Here is a 15569-nt window from a genome sequence, read left to right on the forward strand (position 1 = left end):
TAACCAGCTGAAGGGGCAGAAATGAACCTCGGTTTATCCTGCACCTCATACCGGTACGATCACGACGGCAGCAGCGAGAAACCCGGGAGATGATGCATGGCGAGACTCGGCGTCCACCGCGACTTCTTCCGCACCTTCCTCAAGCTCGAAAAACCGGTTCAGGACCAGACCATCGAGGTGTTCTCGAAATTCCAGCAGGCGACCCACACCGGGCTGCACCTGGAGCCGGTGGCCAAGGCCCGCGACCCTCGGATGCACACGATCCGCATCACCCTCTTCTGGCGGGGCGTCGTGCTCGCCCCCGATCGGGGCGGCCTGTATGTGCTGCTCAACGTGCTGCCGCACGATGACGCCTATGACTGGGCCCGGCGACGCCGTGTCACGGTGAACGCCGCTACCGGTGCCGTCGAGCTGCGTGACCTCGTCACGCTGGAGGAGCGGGCGGCGTCGGTCACTCCCACGGTCACGCCCGCGACTCCTCTTTTCGGCCACGTCAACGACGCCGACCTGACACGTCTCGGCATCGACGCCCAGGTGCTCGCGTTCGCCCGTACGTTCAACAGCGAGAACCAGCTCGACGGGGCGCAGGCGTTCTTCCCGAAACAGCAACACGACGTGCTGGTCGGCCTGGCGTCCGGCATGACCCCCGACGAGGTCTGGGCGAGCCTGCCCACCCCCTCCGCCGAGATCTCAGGATTTGATCCCGAGGACGTCACCGCCGCCGTCGAGCGCTCTCCCGGACAGGTGCTGCTGGTCAACGGGCCCGACGAGCTGATGGACGCGTTCACCAAGCCCTTCGCCCTCTGGCGCGTCTATCTGCACCCCTCCCAGCGCGACGCCGCCTCCGGCTCCTTCAGCGGACCGGCGCGGGTGACGGGCGGTCCGGGAACGGGGAAGACCGTCGTCGCCCTGCATCGCGCCAGACAGCTCGCCTCGCGGGTGAGTGACGACAAGTCCGTCCTGGTCACCACCTTCGTCCGGACATTGCCCGCCACCATGGAGGACGCCCTGCGGCAGCTCACCGACGACAACGGCACGCTGATGGACCGGATCGAGGTCCGGCACATCGACGGCGTGGCCTACCGGATCGTCACCGGCGGCACGGGCGGCCTCGCAGTACTGCGTTCCGAGGACGAGAAGGCGCGCTGGGCGAAGGTGGCCCGGAGTCTCGGCCTCCCCTCGCGCTTCGACGAGGCGTTCCTCGCCCACGAATGGCGACAGGTGATCCTCACCCAGGGCATCGTCTCCCAGGAGGAATACCAGCGGGCGTCGCGGCCGGGGCGGGGAAAGGCACTCGGCCAGCTACAGAGGACGCAGGTCTGGGCTGCCGTCACAGCGTTCACCGACGCGCTGCGTGCGGATGGGGTGTGGACCTACGAGACCATCTGCCTTGAAGCGACCCGGCTCATGGAGGACGGCGAGCGTAGGCCGTACCGGCACGTCATCGTGGACGAGGCGCAGGACCTCAGTCCCTGGCACTGGCGCCTGCTGCGGGCCACGACCGTCCGTGGCCGCGACGATCTGTTCCTCGCCGGTGACACCCATCAGCGGATCTACGACTATCGGGTGTCCCTGAAGAAGCTGGGCATCGACATCGCGGGCAGGTCCACCCGGCTCAGGATCAACTACCGGACGACCGCGGAGATCCTGCGGTGGAGTCTCGGCCTGCTTCGCGGGGAACGGATCGACGACATGAACGGCGACCTCGACACGCTCGCCGGATACCGGTCGGACGTCCACGGCGCCGATCCTCGGCTGAGCGGTTTCGCCACCCAGCAGGACGAGTTGGCGGGGCTGGTCGAGACCGTCGGCCGGTGGCTCGACCAGGGGGTCGCGCCCGGCCAGATCGGCGTGGCGGCGCGCTCCAACATGCTCGCCGACCAGGCCGTCGCCAAGCTCAAGGCCGCGAACATCCCGGTGACCGCGCTGGCCAAGAGGCACACCGACCACGAGGTCGGGGTGGGCACCATGCACCGGATGAAGGGGATGGAGTTCCGGTGCATCGCGGTCATCGGCGTCGGAGAACACTCGGTTCCCCCCGCCTCCGCCGTCACGTCCGCCGAGGAGGACCTGATCGCCCACCAGCAGGATCTGCAGAAGGAGCGTTGCCTGCTCTTCGTGGCCGCCACCCGTGCCCGTGAGGAGCTCACCATCTCCTGGCACGGCTCTCCCAGCGCATTCCTGCCCGCCTGATCGGCGTGTCCTCCGGAGCATGGACCGGAGGACAAGTGGGCTCACCGGCTACTCGTCCTTGGTCACGGTCTGGGTGAACCAGTCAAGCGAGGAGACCACGACGTCCCAGACGGATTCGTTGACCAGCAGCGTCGTCTTGAACGAGGGGTACAACTCGATCTTCGCTGCGGGTAGGTCGACGCCCGGAGCGTCGTTGAGGCGCCTGCGGAGCTGATCGCGGAGAATCGGATCGTCGAACGGCGGCCGCCGCTTCAGCGTTCCGAACGGGACTTCGACAGTGTCGGCGTAGAAGCGGATCATCGCCAGCGTCTTGCCGTCCCTCTTGATGATCGGCGCGCACGAGCTGCCCGCGGACCGGCCGAACTGGATCTCACCACCGCGGGCCCGCCACCAGTCGAGCAGCCGGGTGACCGCACCGGCCGCCTGCGGCCCGCTCCCCTCACCCAGTTGCTCGAAGAAGCGGCGCTCGTACTCCTCCAGATCTCCCTGGTCGCCGGGGAGCAGCTCGGCCTCGCTGATGTCCAGCGCGGCGGGGAGTCCCAGCAGCTCGGCGAGCTCCCTAGCGGAGATCAACTGGGTCCGGTCCGCCCTGCCGACCTCGTCGAACTTGATGCCCTCGGCTCGGAGCACCTCGTGGACGTCCCGCTCGTCATCCTCGTCCGCCCAGCCGAAGCCCTTGGACACCTGGCCCGACGCGTTCAGCACCCGATGCGCGTTGAGCAGGCTGGTCTTGGCCAGGTGAGCACCCACCGGGACCGCGTGCGAGCCGATCAGCTCGGCGAGGTCCCCGTAGGTCGTCCAGGTGCCGGCCGGAAGCGCGGCGAGCGCCGCGTGCAGCAGCGTCCAGTCGCGGGACGGCCCCACCGGGCCGCTGTCCAGCGGGCCAGGCCAGATCTCGATCGCCCGGGTGGCGAGCCGTTCCGCGCGGGCCTCGATCTCCGCCTTGCCCCATCGCTCCTGCTTGGCGATCTCCTGGTTCATGACCACTCCGCTGCGCGTGAAGAAGTCACGCTTCCTCGCGAAGGACATGTTGCCTAGCTCGGAGTTGTAGCCGCTGAGGGTGAGGTTGCCCAGGGTGTGCACCAGCTCCTTGTGTAGCCGCTCCGCCTCCCCCTCAGTGGCGAGTGTCTCAAGCCAGTCGGGCGTCGGGCTCTGCGGCAGCACATGCTCGATGGTGATCTTCTTGTCGGAGAGGTCCACCCTCTCCTTGGGGTCGTAGGTCTCCTCCAACCGGCGAAGCACGAGCTTCTGCTGCGCGGTACGTCCCTGCCAGTAAAAGGCCTTACCGCGGATGTCGGCACGGAACTGTTCGTCGGAGGACCAGTACAGCCTCGCCGCCGACAGCTCAGTACGCAGAACATCCGCCACCTGCTGCTCGCCCGTCAGCTGACGGGTGAGCCGCATGAAAATCTTGTTCAGATTGCCGGATGTGACGCCCGAGATCAGCCGCCGGATCAGGAAGCTCTCGATATAGCTCAGCCCCTCGCAGACCTCCTCGTCGGTGCAGTCCCCGCTGTCACGGAGCTCCAGCAGTCGCATGATGACGGGGTACGCGGTGCTGCCCTTCCACTCGTTGAGAAAGCGCAACCGCCTCTCGATCTCTGTGTCGCCTTTTGGTTCGAGGATCTGCTGGAGATAGCGGGAGCGGCGAGAGAGCTCCTTCACGTACTCCTCGACGCGTTCCTCGACCTTTCCCCTGTCCACGGTCACGGCCCGCAGGAGCTCCTGGTGACCCCGATAAGCGTCGTTGTACTGGGCCTCGTCACCCCGGTCGAGGATCAGGGTGAGATACATCAGCTGATCCAGCGCCTTGTGACCGAGGAGTTTCTGCATCGGCAACCAGTAGGTGTCGTGGACATACTGCCCCTTTGTCGGCAGATGCATGAAAACGTAGTTACGGATCAGGTCCACCTGGCTGAGCCGCATACCGGTGTTGTTAATGGATTCGAAGATCCGAAAGGCGTTGTCGTCGTCCTCCACGACGATCTGCACCAGGTTCAGCCGATTGAGGACCACGCTCTCGACCCGGGCGATGTCGTGGGGATCGGCCGGATCGTCGACCTCGACCAGCTTGGTACGGAAGAACTGGTAGGCGCTCGCGACCCGGCTGTCCGTCTCCCCCAGCGGCACTCCCTCGACACAGGCCTTGTAGGTGGCACGGTCGACCTGAGTGGGCAGCAGGCGATATCTGAGATTTCCCGGTTTGAACTTGTTGATCAGGTGGGTCTCGTTGATGCGCTCACGGTGCATCGGGTCCTCGGCGGCCTGGTGGTCGCGTAACGCGCACAGCGCCACCATCAGTGTCGTCAACCGCTGCTGGCCGTCGACGACCAGCCACTGATAGTTGCCCGGCGAGTTCTCCGGGCCGGGAGCCAGCACGACCGACCCCAGGAAGTGGGTGTTCTCCTTGCCCTGCTCGATCTGATCGACCTGTAACTCGATGTCCGCCCACAGCTTGGCGAGCTGCTCGCGCTCCCAGGAGTAGGGCCGCTGGTACAGCGGGATCATCAGCTGCTGTTCACCACCGATAAGACCCCGGAGCGTCGTCTCGTTGGCCTTCATGCCCACCTCCATGGAACGTTCCTGCAACAGGAGTCACGATCATTACACGACGAGGAGTTTCAGCGGAGGTGATCTTCAAAGAACGCCTCGCGAGTGAATCCGTTCACGGACGCCTTCAACGTAAACCCTGGACCCGACAGATTATCTCTCCAGGAAATCTTCGGCCCAAAAACACCTGGCAGTGGTGCGCGAATCCATCCTGTCAGCCGCTCTCGTAGACCTGTCCGGTCTTGGCCCTCAATGGAGCGTATGTAGACGGTCGAGCTCACCGCGTTGACATGCTGCGGCACTTCTACCGCGACGGCGCGTACGGCGGATGTCCATTTTACCGGTTCGTGGAAATCCCTGCCGTTGACCTCATCCGTACGCGTGGTAAGGATCGAAGGACACGGACCACGGAGGTGTTGCGCGATGGCGAAGGTGCTGATCGTCACAGGTGACGCGGCGGAGGACCTGGAGGTGATGTACCCCTACCAGCGGCTGCTGGAGGAGGGGTACGAGGTGGACATCGCCGCCCCGAGTGTGAAGAAGCTCCAGTTCGTGGTGCACGACTTCGTCGAGGGGTTCGACACCTACACCGAGAAGCCGGGGCACACCTGGGGGTCGGACATCGCGTTCTCCGACGTCGATCCGGAGCGGTACGCGGCACTGGTGCTGCCGGGAGGCCGGGCGCCGGAGTACATCCGCAACGACCGCCGGTGCCTGGAGATCGTCAGGCACTTCGCCGAGAGCGGCAAGCCGATCGCGGCGCTGTGCCACGGGCCGATCGTGCTGGCCGCGGCGGGGGTGCTGAAAGGACGGGAGAGCAGCGCCTACCCGGCCTGCGCCCCGGACGTCGAGCAGGCGGGCGGGACCTGGATCGACAGCGAGGCCCACGTCGACCAGAACCTCGTGACCGGGCGGGCCTGGCCGGACCATCCGGCGTGGATGCGCGAGTTCATGAAGATCCTCCGCGCCACGACCGGCTGAACGGTCTTCTCCGCCCTCCTCCCCGCCACGACCGGCCGAGCGGCGCGGGCCCCCGCAGATCCTCCGCGCCGCGACCGGCCGAGACGGGCGAGCTCCCTAAAAGTCCTCCGCGCCACGACCCGGCCGAGCGGTCCGCTCCGGAGATACGGGCTCCGGAAAGGGGTTGGCCTCGTCCTGACCGGCGGGGAGGCCCCGGGTCCGCTCCAGAGATACGGGCTCCTGAAAGCCTCCATCCCGTGAGCGGCCGAGCGGTCTCTCCGGCGTGCCCCTCACCCGATGCCGGACCCGGCCGGCGTGTGGGATCCGCGTACCCGTACCGCGAGCACCGAGGCCCGCCCCCAGCCCAGGAGTGCCATGGCGCGGAGGAGCAGGCTCAGGGGCCGGGAGTCCTCACCGCCGTCCGACAGCAACCCCGCCAGCAGGTAGAGGGCGGGAAGCGCCACGCCCGTGGCCGCGCAGCAGAACGCCCATCCGCGCTCTCCCCGTGCGGCGAAATGGCGGGTGAAGACGAAGCACGCCGCGACCAGCGAGACGAACACCACACCGAACGCGACACCGTGCAGGGCGTAACTCCAGCCCGGATCCTCGAGAAGACCCGGCGGCGCGCCGGGCGGGTAGCCCCACGACGGCTCGAAGCGGAAGACACCGGCGCCGACCAGGCCGATCCCGTACGCGCCGATCAGTAGCGGGCCCCAGGTCCCGCCGCGGCCCGGACGCAGCGCCCGCCACAACCCGGCCGCGAACGCTATGTTCAGCAGCCCGGTGACGACGAAGTCGGCGATCTGGATCCACCTCAGGTCGCCCAGGCTCAGCAGGCTGAGCGGCTGCCGCGACTCCCTGCTCGCCCACCGCGACGGCGCCCGCCTCGTCGCCAACGCCGCGAGCCTCGGCCCGGCGACGATCAGAATGTTCGACGAGGAGCTGACCGCCATGGTCGGCCACGGCTTCACCCCGGTCCTGGCACTGCGCACGATCACCTCCCTCACCCGCTACGTCAACGGGTGCGTCCTCCAGGAGCAGAGCGAGCGCCGGGAACACCCGGGCACACCGCCGGACCGGCTCGCGGCACTGGCCGAACAGCTCGACGGGGGTATGGAGGCCACCCTGATCACGGCGTTCCGCGAGAGTGGCGGCTCGTTCGGCGAGGACGCCTTCGAACACGGCCTCCGAGCCCTGATCAACGGCACGGCCATCGCCCTGGCCCGCACGGCCTGAACCGCACCCGTCCCGCTTGGCCCGAACCATCGAATCCGTCAACGGCGAGGATCGTGTCCGGCCCTCTTCCGCCGGCGCACGACGCCGTTCCGTCCCGCCTGAACCTGCTGCGGAGGGTCTCCGCGAAGCTCAAGGCGGTTCATCCGGTACGGTCAACGACGACCGCGGCGGGCCTGGGCGCGGTAGTGGTCGAGAACGTCCTGGCGAAGGAGATGGCCGAAGCCCGCGGCCTCGATGCGCAGGCCGAGCTCGGGCTCGGTCACGCCGAGCATGACGGCGGTGTCGGCCACGTTCCAGTTGCCGGCGGCGAGCCTGGTCAGCAGGTGACCGCGCCGGACCTGGTTCTCCGACAGGCGGAACGTCTTGAGGTACGCGAGCTGCCCGGCGCTGTCGGTGATGAGCTCGCCGATGTGGTTCTCACGCTGCCGTTCGAAGGGCGGCAGGAAGCGGGACAGGCGATACCCGCCCATCTCGTAGACGCGCTGGTAGGTGTAGTCCGTGCCCAGCAGCCCGCCCGCCATGACCTGGTCGTGGAAGGCCGCCCACTCGTCCTGCTGCCGGCGGGCCTGCGCGCGCAGATCGGCGAGCGACCGCACCGTCTCGTTCGCGATGCGGGCCCGGAAGTCGGGCACCGGCCCGCCGAACATCGCGTAGTGGTAGATCAACTCGCCGTACAGGTCGTGCACAAGGGTGGCGTGCAGGGCACGGTAGTCATCGGGGTGCGGCACCACGAACACGGCGGCGAGCGCGTCCGCGACGTAGACGAGAACGCCGCACTGGCCGCGGTGGATCTCGAAGACGCGGAGGGCGTCCTCCAGACCGCTGACCGCGGCGCCCGTGTACGCCTCCTCGACGCGAGGCGAGAGCCCGCGGCTGATCGCGCGGTGTGACCATTCCTCCCACGCGATCTCCGGTCCGCCGAAGTGCAGCGCCAGATAACCTTCGAGCGCCAGGTGCAGGGGCAGGAAGCGCAGCCGGTTCCTGTCGGTTCGGCGAGCCATCCGACGGTGGAACCGCAGCGACATCCGGTCGGGCGTGCGGTCACGCTCCTGCGGCCCCCGGAGCTGGGTTCCGTACGCCGCGGCGGGGGTGCCGTCGCGCGTCCAGTTCGCCACGAACCCGTGCGGAATGTAGGAGAAGTACGCGGTCCGCGAGTCCACCTGCACGACGCCGAACTCCGCGTCATAGAGCCGGGCGTCGAGCCGCAGGTCCTCGATCGGCCTCTCGCGGACCAGCGGGACGAGCCGTACGCCACCCCATGCCTGCCCGGGGCGGCTGGAGAGCCCGGTGAGGGCGAGATCCGTCATGCGTCCTCCCGTAGGAACACCTCGACGCGGCGCGCCAGATGGGCGCGCAGCTCGAAGATCCCGGTGCGCCCCTCCGCGAACTGGGCCAGCTCCACCAGGGCGACCAGGTTCTCGGCGTCGCGAATCCCGGCGGTCGGGACGGTGGGCGCCAGCCGCCGTACGTCGAAGTCGGCGGCGTCGTACACCGGGTTGAGGTGCACGATGCCGCAGGTGTGGTCCAGGTCGAGCCGGGTGCGCCAGATCCGCAGCACCTCTCCCGCGAGCCCCGGCGGTGAGTTGTCCCATCCGTCGGAGACGATGACGAGGCGCCCGGGTCGGCGTTCGAGGCCGTCGAGGATGCGCTCGCCGAGCGGTGTCGCCCCGTACGGATGGACGAGCAGCGCGTCCGAGCGGCCCGACAGCCACAGCGGCGTGTACTCGGAGGCCAGCGCCTCCAGCAGGAAATGGCAGGCGAGCGCGACGGCGAGCGGACGGCGGCGCTTGTGCCCCGAACCGTACGCGGAGAAGCTGTCGTCGAGGACGGCGACCACCGCGCCCCAGCGCCCGGCCTGATCGCCCGCGGTCCGGCGGGCGGCCGCGCGCAGCGCCGCCGTCAGCTCGGCGCGGCGGTGCGCGCGATCGGCCGTCGAGAGGCCGAGCACGTACGACGCCAGCCGGGTCAGCGGCATCGTGGTGAGGTCGGCCCGCACCGCGTCGGCGCCCAGGCCGCGCGCCGACTCCTGCAGACGCAGCCGTTCCAGCCGGGTGAGCCGGGGCGCGATGCGCTCCAGGAAGGCGGCGCGTGCGATGCGGTGCTTCGCCGCGAACCCCTCCGCCACCGTGTAGGGCAGCTTGTACAGCGCGGCCTGCTCGTAGTGGGCCCGCCGCCAGGTCTCCAGGATCGGTGTGGTGTAGGCGGCCGGCCGGTGCGGGGTGAACAGGAACGGCCCCAGCTCCCCGCCCGGTCTCAGGTGGGCATGGCGGACGACGTCCTTGACCGCGCCGCGGTACTTCACCGCGTCGAACGCGAGGTCGGGACGGGCGGCCAGCCAGTCACGCATGATCGCCCTGGTGCGCCGGTTGTTGACCTTGGCGCGGCGCAGCTCGCGAAACAGCCTGTACACCCGGGGCGGTGGCAGCAGGGCGAGCCTCCGGGCGATCAGGCGCCCCTCGGCCCGACGCTGCCCCGGGTCCGCCTCCCCCGTCGTGACCAGCAGGTTTCTGGCGATCAGTGCGGCGTTGTGGTCGTTGACGTCCAGGGCGAGGGTGGCCGCGTACAGGTCGCGATAGTTGCCCAGCAGGTAGCGATGCAGGAAGTCCAGCGAGAGGCTCTGCTCGTCCGCGCCGGAGTGGAACTCACGCTGGCCGGTGGAGGTGATCGCCGCGTTCACGAACAGCAGGACGTCGTCGGCGGCGATCAGATCCGCACCGGTCTCGATGTGAGCTTCGATCGCCGCCTCCGGGGTGGGTGATGTACGAGGCCGGCCGGGGAATGGGGGCACGAGCTGCGAATCATCGCTTCAAAGGCGGGTCCCGGAAGTCGCACCGGAGTCCCGCGGCCGGCTCCGGAAGGCTAGCACCGATATATCGCCTTCTTCTGCCCTATTTCCTACTGCCTGAGGCGCCAAGTCGGCCATAAGGCAGGATTGATCGTGGCATGTTTCAGGTCCACGCTGTGCGTGTGCGCAGCCACTCCAGAGCGGTTTTCCCCTGAGCCGCCTGGAAGGCACGCAGCGTCGGCAGACCTGGCGGATCAGGTTGACGGGATTGCCGGACGAAGAATCCGGTGAGCGCGGCCAGTACCGCGGTCACCGCCGCAGGATCGGCGTCCCATCCGACCGGGTGAGCGGTGAAGACCTCCTCCGGCGGCGGACCACCCTGCATCCGCACGCTGGGGAGCATCTGCAGCAGATCGAACCAGCCGGCTCCGACGAACGCCCACGGCCAGTCGACGACCATTACCTTATCGGCGGTGAGCAGCAGGTTGTCCGCCCGGATATCACCATGGACCAGGCTGTCTCCCGCGATGGCATGCGGCCAGCGCGCTTCCAGATCCGCCAGCGCATCCAGGTGACGTGTCGCCCACACATCAAGACCGGCCAGGTCGTCAGCGCCTGTTTCACGAGCCTCAACCAAGTTCCGCCACCCCTGGAACTGCTCCCCGAGACGCTGCTCGGCGGGCGGGGCAGCAGCCGGGGCGGGGGCCAGCGCGGTGGCCAGCTGAGTCAAGGCATCCAGAACTCGTCTCAGCTCATCGGTCCGCCACGGGTCGGCCGGCAGGCGGCCGTCCACGTCCTCGAACAGCAGCGCGACCCAGCCTTCGGAGTCGAATGAGGCCAGCAGCCTGGGCGCGGGCACGTCAGCGGGAAGTGCCTCGGCGATGCGAGCTTCGGCGCGATAGATATCGGCGGTGAGCGGATTCGGCTCGGGACCGACGGCCTTGGCGAACACGCGTCGGCCGTCGGCCAGCCTCAGCCGCGCAGCGGCGCCCGGTGAAAACCCGCTGGTCTGGGTCACCGCCTTGACAACCGGCGCACCGAGATGTGTCTCGACGGCCTGGCGGATCTGTTCGGGCACGGCGTGCCATGGCAGGCGCGTTCCGGTCGCAGGGGCGTTCATCGTTCCATCATGGCGAAGATCGCGTTCGACGGCGACTTCAGATGCCTTGACCCGGCTGCTTCCTCGGCTGCGCGTCGCCGGCCGGACCGAGCTCACCGACCGCTTCCTACGAGTCCGTGGCGACCTGCGCACCTACGATCCAGCTGGGGTCGGGCGACATCCTGACGGAACCCGACGACGCCTACCTGGGCGTCGTCCCCGACGTCCGCTCCGCCTCCAGGCCGGCCGCCGTCAGTGGGCCCAGTACGCCGAGGGCCGCCGCGCGGCTGAGATCCTCATGGTGGGCCTGGTTACGGAAACTCCGCAGGCAGCCGTAACAGGAGGTCTCCTCACCACAGTCGCAGACCGACGCCACCTGCTCGCTGTAGGTGTCCTTGACGTCGACCTCCGCGATCAGGGACGACCCTCGAAGGCGTCTGGACCAGGATTCTTCCCGGATGTTGAGCAGTCCTACGGGGCCGACCTTCTTCGCGGACTCAGCGTCCTTGGAACCTTCCATTTCAGAAAAAGTAATCACTGACAACGGAATTCGGAAACGTGTCGTTCGTCATCTCCGTCAGGAGTGAACGGCACACCGATCCGAACGAAAGGATTTGTCCTTTATCTCCTGAATAATCGGTTTCCATCCTTCCCATTCCGGGTTCACATGACGTCCGAGCACCACGGCGGCGACCTTGTCGGCCCCCGCCAGCTTGAGCGCGTACGACGCCGACTGGACGCGCGACCCGGTGGTCCAGGTGTCATCGAGCAGGAGAACGCGAGCGCCCCTGAGGTCTCCACCGGACACCTCGAACCGGTCGACACGAAATTCCCGCACTTCAGAAGGGATGTGAGGATTTGCGGATAACTCAGCCCACGGCAACCCGAGCCGGCCCCCGACCAACGCCCGCAGAGGATGTTCGCCCGGCCGGTTCCTGGTGCTCGGCACGACCGCCGCATGACTCCACCCGGCGACCCGAGACGCTCGGGCGACACAGCCGAGATGCTCCTTGACGAAGAGCAGCAGCAGACTGAGGAGATTGGTCTGACTTTCCCACGAGGGAGGTTGCGCCTTGTAGGCGGCGAGACCGTGCGCGTGCTGGGCTCGCTTCACCGCATAGGAGATGGGGACCACGATGTCGGCGACCCGCGACCGCGCCAGCGTCAACTGCCGGTCACAAGGGTGACAGCGGCTCCAGCCTGGATTCACCGGCCCTCGGCACACGTAACAGATAAAAGGTGTGGGATTAAGGGGATTGCGTAGGTAAGAGGCCTGCTGAGCGACTCGGGTGCGAATGAACTGCCAGGGATCAGCTGGTTGCGACAAGGTGGGGGGTCTCCGGAAGCGCGTCAGGGCCGGTGTGCAGATCCGAGATCACTTGCTCCACAACCGAGAGTAACTCCTCAAGGCCGGAAACCACATGCACTCCGGGCTTTTCCGCATACTCCCGCGCCCAGTCATGCTCCAGAAGCTGATCGGGCATCACGACGGGGCGGCCGTGCTCAAGGGCCAGCCGTGCCTGAATGCGCGCGCCACTCTTCCAAGGCGCCTCCACCACCACCGTGGCCGCCGCATAACCGCTCATCACCGCGTTGCGCATCGGGAAGCTCTGCTTGCTGGGCGGAGCGTCCGGCCAGAACTGGCTGATCACTGCCCCTTCGCACGCGATCTGCTGCTGCAGCGCCCTGTTCTCGCTCGGATAAGAACGATTGATGCCCGTTCCGATGACGGCGACGGTCCGGCCCCCCGCCTCGAGCGCCGCTCGGTGCGCGGCGGTGTCGATGCCCTTGGCGAGGCCGCTGACCACGGTCACCTTATGCAGGGCCAGCTCTCTCGCCACCGTGGACGCGATCTGGAGACCCCGCTCACTCGCCTGCCGGGTGCCCACAACGGCGATCGCACGCCGGTCCTCGGTGACAGCACCTCGCGAGAACAGCAGCGGGGGCATCTGGTGAATGCCGCGGAGCTGGCTCGGGTAGTCGCGATCGAAACAGGCGTGGACGCCGATCCCCGCTGCCTCCCACCCTGCCAGCATCTCCGCGGCCTGCGCGATCGCGGTCACCACGGGATCCGTCTCGGGGAAGAGCGTCTCCTGGAGCCGGAGCTTCCGCTCAAGCACCGCCACCGCGCTGCCGGTTTCGAGCACATCGAGCGCGATGTCCTGCCACTTGGCACCAGAACGCTGCAGCAATGCCACGAGTGCGGCACGTTCACGCAGTTCCTGGAGCATGCTCCCGATGCTACCGGGCAACAGGGGCACCACCCAGAGTCTTGGTTCATCACATCCCAAAAACTCGAACTGTTCGAAGCAGCGACCGTTCGGTCTGTCACTCGGGGAAAATCTACGGAGCCGCAAGGGTGCACCAGACGATCTTTCCGCCAGGAGCCAGACGGTAGTAGCCCCAGCTGGTGGCGAGGAGGTCGACGAGGTGGAGGCCACGACCGCTCTCGTCGTCCGGGTCGGGGGTTCGCAGGACAGGCGGGTTGCGGCTGGCGTCCCAGACGCGCAGCACCACCGTCTCGCCGACCAGGTAGAGGTCCATCCAGATGCGGTCCGGGTCGGCATGGGCCGCTTCGATGTCGGCAGGGCATGAGGTGTGTGCCTTGACGGCGTTGGAGACCAGCTCGGAGACGACAAGCTGGGCCGTCTCGATCAGGTCGTCCCGCCGCCAGCCCTCCAGCACCCGCCGGACGTGCACGCGGGCGTAGTAGGGCGAGGTCGGGAAGACGGAGAGTTCCAGATAGTGCTCTGTGGTGGTTACACCGGTCATTTCACCCGCTCCTGGTCAGTACGTCGGGCATAGGACCGGCACCGTTCGCAGACGGGGGACGCCGCTCACCCCACGGGGGACGGGGGCACGGTGCCGGTCCTACGGGAAGCACGGCCGGGGAGCGTCGCAGATGTGTCGCCGGTCGTACCGCTGAGGCCGGACGGACACCCGACACGGGGGTGGGCCGCCTCGGGAGGGAAGATCGTCCGCCCGGCCGTCTGGGGAAATCATGCGTTTCGCCTTCCAGCGGGGTGGCCGCCTGGAAGGCTTACGGAGAGGGCATGCATCATCACCATGAGTAAATGCAATGCAGGCTCTTACACTGCCCGCATAATCCAGAGAGGTGCCGAGGATGCAGGAAAGGGATGAGTTGGGGGTAGTTGCACCCCTGCCGCGAACCAAGCGCCAACCGCCAACGGTGCGTCTGCGACGTCTGGCGGCCGAGCTGCGTCGCCTCCGCCAGGAGGCCGGACTCTCTCAGGCCGAGGTGACCGAGAAGACCGACGTCAACCTCGCCACGCTCCATCGGATCGAAACGGCCAAGACCAAGCCGCAACTCCGGACACTCAACGCCCTGCTCGACGCTTACGGTGTCACCGGCAGTCGGCGCACCGACCTGGTGACACTACAGAAGGAGGCCAAGCAGCGCGGGTGGTTGCATGGTCTCGAAGCGGTTCTCCCCGACAAGTACAGCGCCTATATCAGCCTGGAGGCCGAGGCCCAGCAGGCCATCAACTACGAGTCGCTGTTCATCCCCGGCCTGCTGCAAACCGAGGACTATGCGCGGGCAGTGATCCGAGGTGTGGTACCAGCCGCCACCGACGCAGAGATTGACAGCTTCGTCACCGCCAGGATGCAGCGGCAGGCTCTTCTTGAGCACGAGGCGCCCCTACAGCTGTGGGCCATCATCGATCAAGCCGCTCTCCACCGAACGGTCGGCGGCAACAACATCATGCGCGCCCAGCTCTCGCATCTCACGCAGCAGGCTCGACGTCCACACATCACCATCCAGGTCATCCCGTTCTCCGCCGGAGCACACCCTGGGATGCCCGGCAGCTTCATCGTTCTGAAGTTCGCCACCGAGGGCACCGACGTAATTCACATTGACAGCATGGCTGGTGACCTGTTCTTTGAAAAAGAGGCAGATATTCAGCGGTACAACCACATCTGTGAACATCTTCGCGCGATAGCGCTCAGTCCTGCTGACACAGCGACGCTACTCGCGTCTCTACGCGAAGATCGTTAGAGGAAGGAAGCAAGGTATGCAGCAGCCAGGTCTATCCAGTGCACACTGGCGCAAGAGCAGCCTCAGCGGCGAAGGCCCGAGCTGCGTCGAGGTGGCGTTCGTCGACCACGACGTCGCCGTCCGCGACACCAAAGACCGCGACGGCGGAACCCTCATCTTCCGCCGCACCGAGTGGGCCGCCTTCATCGGCGACGTCAAGAACGGCCACTTCGACGGCATCGTCTGACGGTTCCCCTGAAAACAAGGTCGTCTTCCGAGAGGCTCGCGCTTCCCGGAAGACGATCCAGGGGCGATCTCGCAGTCGTCAACGGTCCGGCGCCCTGGGCCCGCCGAAGCCCCGGGTGACACCGTCAGGAGGATGGAGCGAGCTGCAGGCGGACCGGCTCGGTCAGCGCGGCGCGTGCCCCCTCGAAGTCGGCCAGCCGGGCCGCGACCGTCGCCACCGCGAGCCGTTCCGGCAGGACGGCGGAGAACTTCAGCCCGTGGACGGCTCGATGGTCGACGTCCGGCAGCACCAGGAAATGGAAAACCCCGGTCGATCAGCACGCTGCGGGTATATTCGGGGAGTCGCGAAAGCGAGCACATGCTTACCTGGGGCTTCTCGCCCCCGAGGGCGCGGTCTTCGGACCGCGCCCTCTTTTCTTCCCTGTCTTTCCCCCACCCGAGGCCGTGCCGCCATGAACGCGATCCCCATTGGGTGTGATCCCCGGTCCGCCTACTCCCAGCAC

Annotated in this window: 15 protein-coding genes; 5 read left to right on the forward strand and 10 right to left on the reverse strand. The window is 67.3% G+C overall.

Annotated elements, in window-relative coordinates; translation table 11 throughout:
• Nucleotides 1-96 precede the first annotated feature (96 nt).
• Nucleotides 97-2193, forward strand: a complete 2097-nt coding sequence (locus OG587_RS43995) for a UvrD-helicase domain-containing protein (RefSeq protein ID WP_329084800.1) — start codon at nt 97-99, stop codon at nt 2191-2193.
• Between the two features lie 48 nt (nt 2194-2241).
• Here OG587_RS43995 and OG587_RS44000 read toward each other — a convergent pair whose 3' ends face one another.
• Nucleotides 2242-4755, reverse strand: coding sequence for a GmrSD restriction endonuclease domain-containing protein (locus OG587_RS44000; protein WP_329084801.1), 2514 nt, complete (start codon nt 4753-4755; stop codon nt 2242-2244).
• A 411-nt stretch (nt 4756-5166) separates the two neighbouring features.
• Here OG587_RS44000 and OG587_RS44005 point away from each other — a divergent pair, with 411 nt between their 5' ends.
• A complete protein-coding gene (locus OG587_RS44005) occupies nt 5167-5724 on the forward strand; it encodes a DJ-1/PfpI family protein (protein ID WP_329084802.1) in 558 nt (185 codons plus the stop codon).
• Nucleotides 5725-5993: 269 nt separating this feature from the next.
• Here the strand turns inward: OG587_RS44005 and OG587_RS44010 are convergent, their stop codons facing one another.
• Nucleotides 5994-6599 carry a DUF998 domain-containing protein gene (locus tag OG587_RS44010; protein ID WP_329084803.1) on the reverse strand — a complete coding sequence of 202 codons (606 nt, stop codon included), beginning with the start codon at nt 6597-6599 and terminating at the stop codon, nt 5994-5996.
• Here OG587_RS44010 and OG587_RS44015 point away from each other — a divergent pair.
• Complete coding sequence (locus OG587_RS44015) at nt 6487-6939, forward strand: TetR/AcrR family transcriptional regulator C-terminal domain-containing protein (RefSeq protein ID WP_329084804.1); 453 nt, start codon at nt 6487-6489, stop codon at nt 6937-6939. The genes OG587_RS44010 and OG587_RS44015 overlap by 113 nt on opposite strands.
• A 152-nt stretch (nt 6940-7091) precedes the next feature.
• On the opposite strand, the gene OG587_RS44020 is transcribed toward OG587_RS44015, so the two are convergent.
• The 7 genes from OG587_RS44020 to OG587_RS44050 all read right to left on the reverse strand — a co-directional run bounded on the left by OG587_RS44020 (nt 7092) and on the right by OG587_RS44050 (nt 13595).
• Nucleotides 7092-8246 carry an ARPP-2 domain-containing protein gene (locus tag OG587_RS44020; RefSeq protein WP_329084805.1) on the reverse strand — a complete coding sequence of 385 codons (1155 nt, stop codon included), beginning with the start codon at nt 8244-8246 and terminating at the stop codon, nt 7092-7094.
• Nucleotides 8243-9727 carry a hypothetical protein gene (locus OG587_RS44025; protein WP_329084806.1) on the reverse strand — a complete coding sequence of 495 codons (1485 nt, stop codon included), beginning with the start codon at nt 9725-9727 and terminating at the stop codon, nt 8243-8245. The genes OG587_RS44020 and OG587_RS44025 overlap by 4 nt, the downstream gene beginning before the upstream one ends.
• Nucleotides 9728-9887: 160 nt before the next feature.
• Nucleotides 9888-10844: a phosphotransferase family protein gene (locus OG587_RS44030; protein WP_329084807.1), complete on the reverse strand. Its 957-nt coding sequence runs from the start codon at nt 10842-10844 to the stop codon at nt 9888-9890.
• Nucleotides 10845-11025: 181 nt separating this feature from the next.
• Nucleotides 11026-11343: a hypothetical protein gene (locus tag OG587_RS44035; protein WP_329084808.1), complete on the reverse strand. Its 318-nt coding sequence runs from the start codon at nt 11341-11343 to the stop codon at nt 11026-11028.
• A 57-nt stretch (nt 11344-11400) separates the two neighbouring features.
• The gene (locus OG587_RS44040) at nt 11401-11991 is read right to left on the reverse strand and encodes a phosphoribosyltransferase (protein ID WP_329084809.1); all 591 of its coding nucleotides are present in this window, start codon (nt 11989-11991) and stop codon (nt 11401-11403) included.
• A gap of 142 nt (nt 11992-12133) precedes the next feature.
• Nucleotides 12134-13054, reverse strand: coding sequence for a DNA-processing protein DprA (locus tag OG587_RS44045; RefSeq protein WP_329084810.1), 921 nt, complete (start codon nt 13052-13054; stop codon nt 12134-12136).
• A gap of 112 nt (nt 13055-13166) precedes the next feature.
• Nucleotides 13167-13595 carry an ATP-binding protein gene (locus OG587_RS44050; RefSeq protein WP_329084811.1) on the reverse strand — a complete coding sequence of 143 codons (429 nt, stop codon included), beginning with the start codon at nt 13593-13595 and terminating at the stop codon, nt 13167-13169.
• 352 nt (nt 13596-13947) lie between these two features.
• Between OG587_RS44050 and OG587_RS44055 the strand changes: the two genes are divergently transcribed.
• The gene (locus OG587_RS44055) at nt 13948-14841 is read left to right on the forward strand and encodes a helix-turn-helix domain-containing protein (protein WP_329084812.1); all 894 of its coding nucleotides are present in this window, start codon (nt 13948-13950) and stop codon (nt 14839-14841) included.
• A gap of 16 nt (nt 14842-14857) precedes the next feature.
• The gene (locus OG587_RS44060; RefSeq protein ID WP_329084813.1) at nt 14858-15067 is read left to right on the forward strand and encodes a DUF397 domain-containing protein; all 210 of its coding nucleotides are present in this window, start codon (nt 14858-14860) and stop codon (nt 15065-15067) included.
• Between the two features lie 124 nt (nt 15068-15191).
• Here OG587_RS44060 and OG587_RS44065 read toward each other — a convergent pair whose 3' ends face one another.
• On the reverse strand, nt 15192-15356 hold the full coding sequence (locus OG587_RS44065; RefSeq protein ID WP_329084814.1) for a hypothetical protein: 165 nt from the start codon (nt 15354-15356) through the stop codon (nt 15192-15194).
• Nucleotides 15357-15569 lie beyond the last annotated feature (213 nt).

The sequence above is a fragment of the Streptosporangium sp. NBC_01469 genome (genome assembly GCF_036227305.1).
Taxonomy (GTDB): domain Bacteria; phylum Actinomycetota; class Actinomycetes; order Streptosporangiales; family Streptosporangiaceae; genus Streptosporangium.

What these genes read in the sequence shown, in the direction of transcription:
- OG587_RS43995 (WP_329084800.1), top strand. Translation starts at nt 97, where the DNA reads ATGGCGAGACTCGGCGTCCACCGCGACTTCTTCCGCACCTTCCTCAAG.
- OG587_RS44000 (WP_329084801.1), bottom strand. Translation starts at nt 4,755, where the DNA reads ATGAAGGCCAACGAGACGACGCTCCGGGGTCTTATCGGTGGTGAACAG.
- OG587_RS44005 (WP_329084802.1), top strand. Translation starts at nt 5,167, where the DNA reads ATGGCGAAGGTGCTGATCGTCACAGGTGACGCGGCGGAGGACCTGGAG.
- OG587_RS44020 (WP_329084805.1), bottom strand. Translation starts at nt 8,246, where the DNA reads ATGACGGATCTCGCCCTCACCGGGCTCTCCAGCCGCCCCGGGCAGGCA.
- OG587_RS44030 (WP_329084807.1), bottom strand. Translation starts at nt 10,844, where the DNA reads ATGAACGCCCCTGCGACCGGAACGCGCCTGCCATGGCACGCCGTGCCC.
- OG587_RS44035 (WP_329084808.1), bottom strand. Translation starts at nt 11,343, where the DNA reads ATGGAAGGTTCCAAGGACGCTGAGTCCGCGAAGAAGGTCGGCCCCGTA.
- OG587_RS44045 (WP_329084810.1), bottom strand. Translation starts at nt 13,054, where the DNA reads ATGCTCCAGGAACTGCGTGAACGTGCCGCACTCGTGGCATTGCTGCAG.
- OG587_RS44050 (WP_329084811.1), bottom strand. Translation starts at nt 13,595, where the DNA reads ATGACCGGTGTAACCACCACAGAGCACTATCTGGAACTCTCCGTCTTC.
- OG587_RS44055 (WP_329084812.1), top strand. Translation starts at nt 13,948, where the DNA reads ATGCAGGAAAGGGATGAGTTGGGGGTAGTTGCACCCCTGCCGCGAACC.
- OG587_RS44060 (WP_329084813.1), top strand. Translation starts at nt 14,858, where the DNA reads ATGCAGCAGCCAGGTCTATCCAGTGCACACTGGCGCAAGAGCAGCCTC.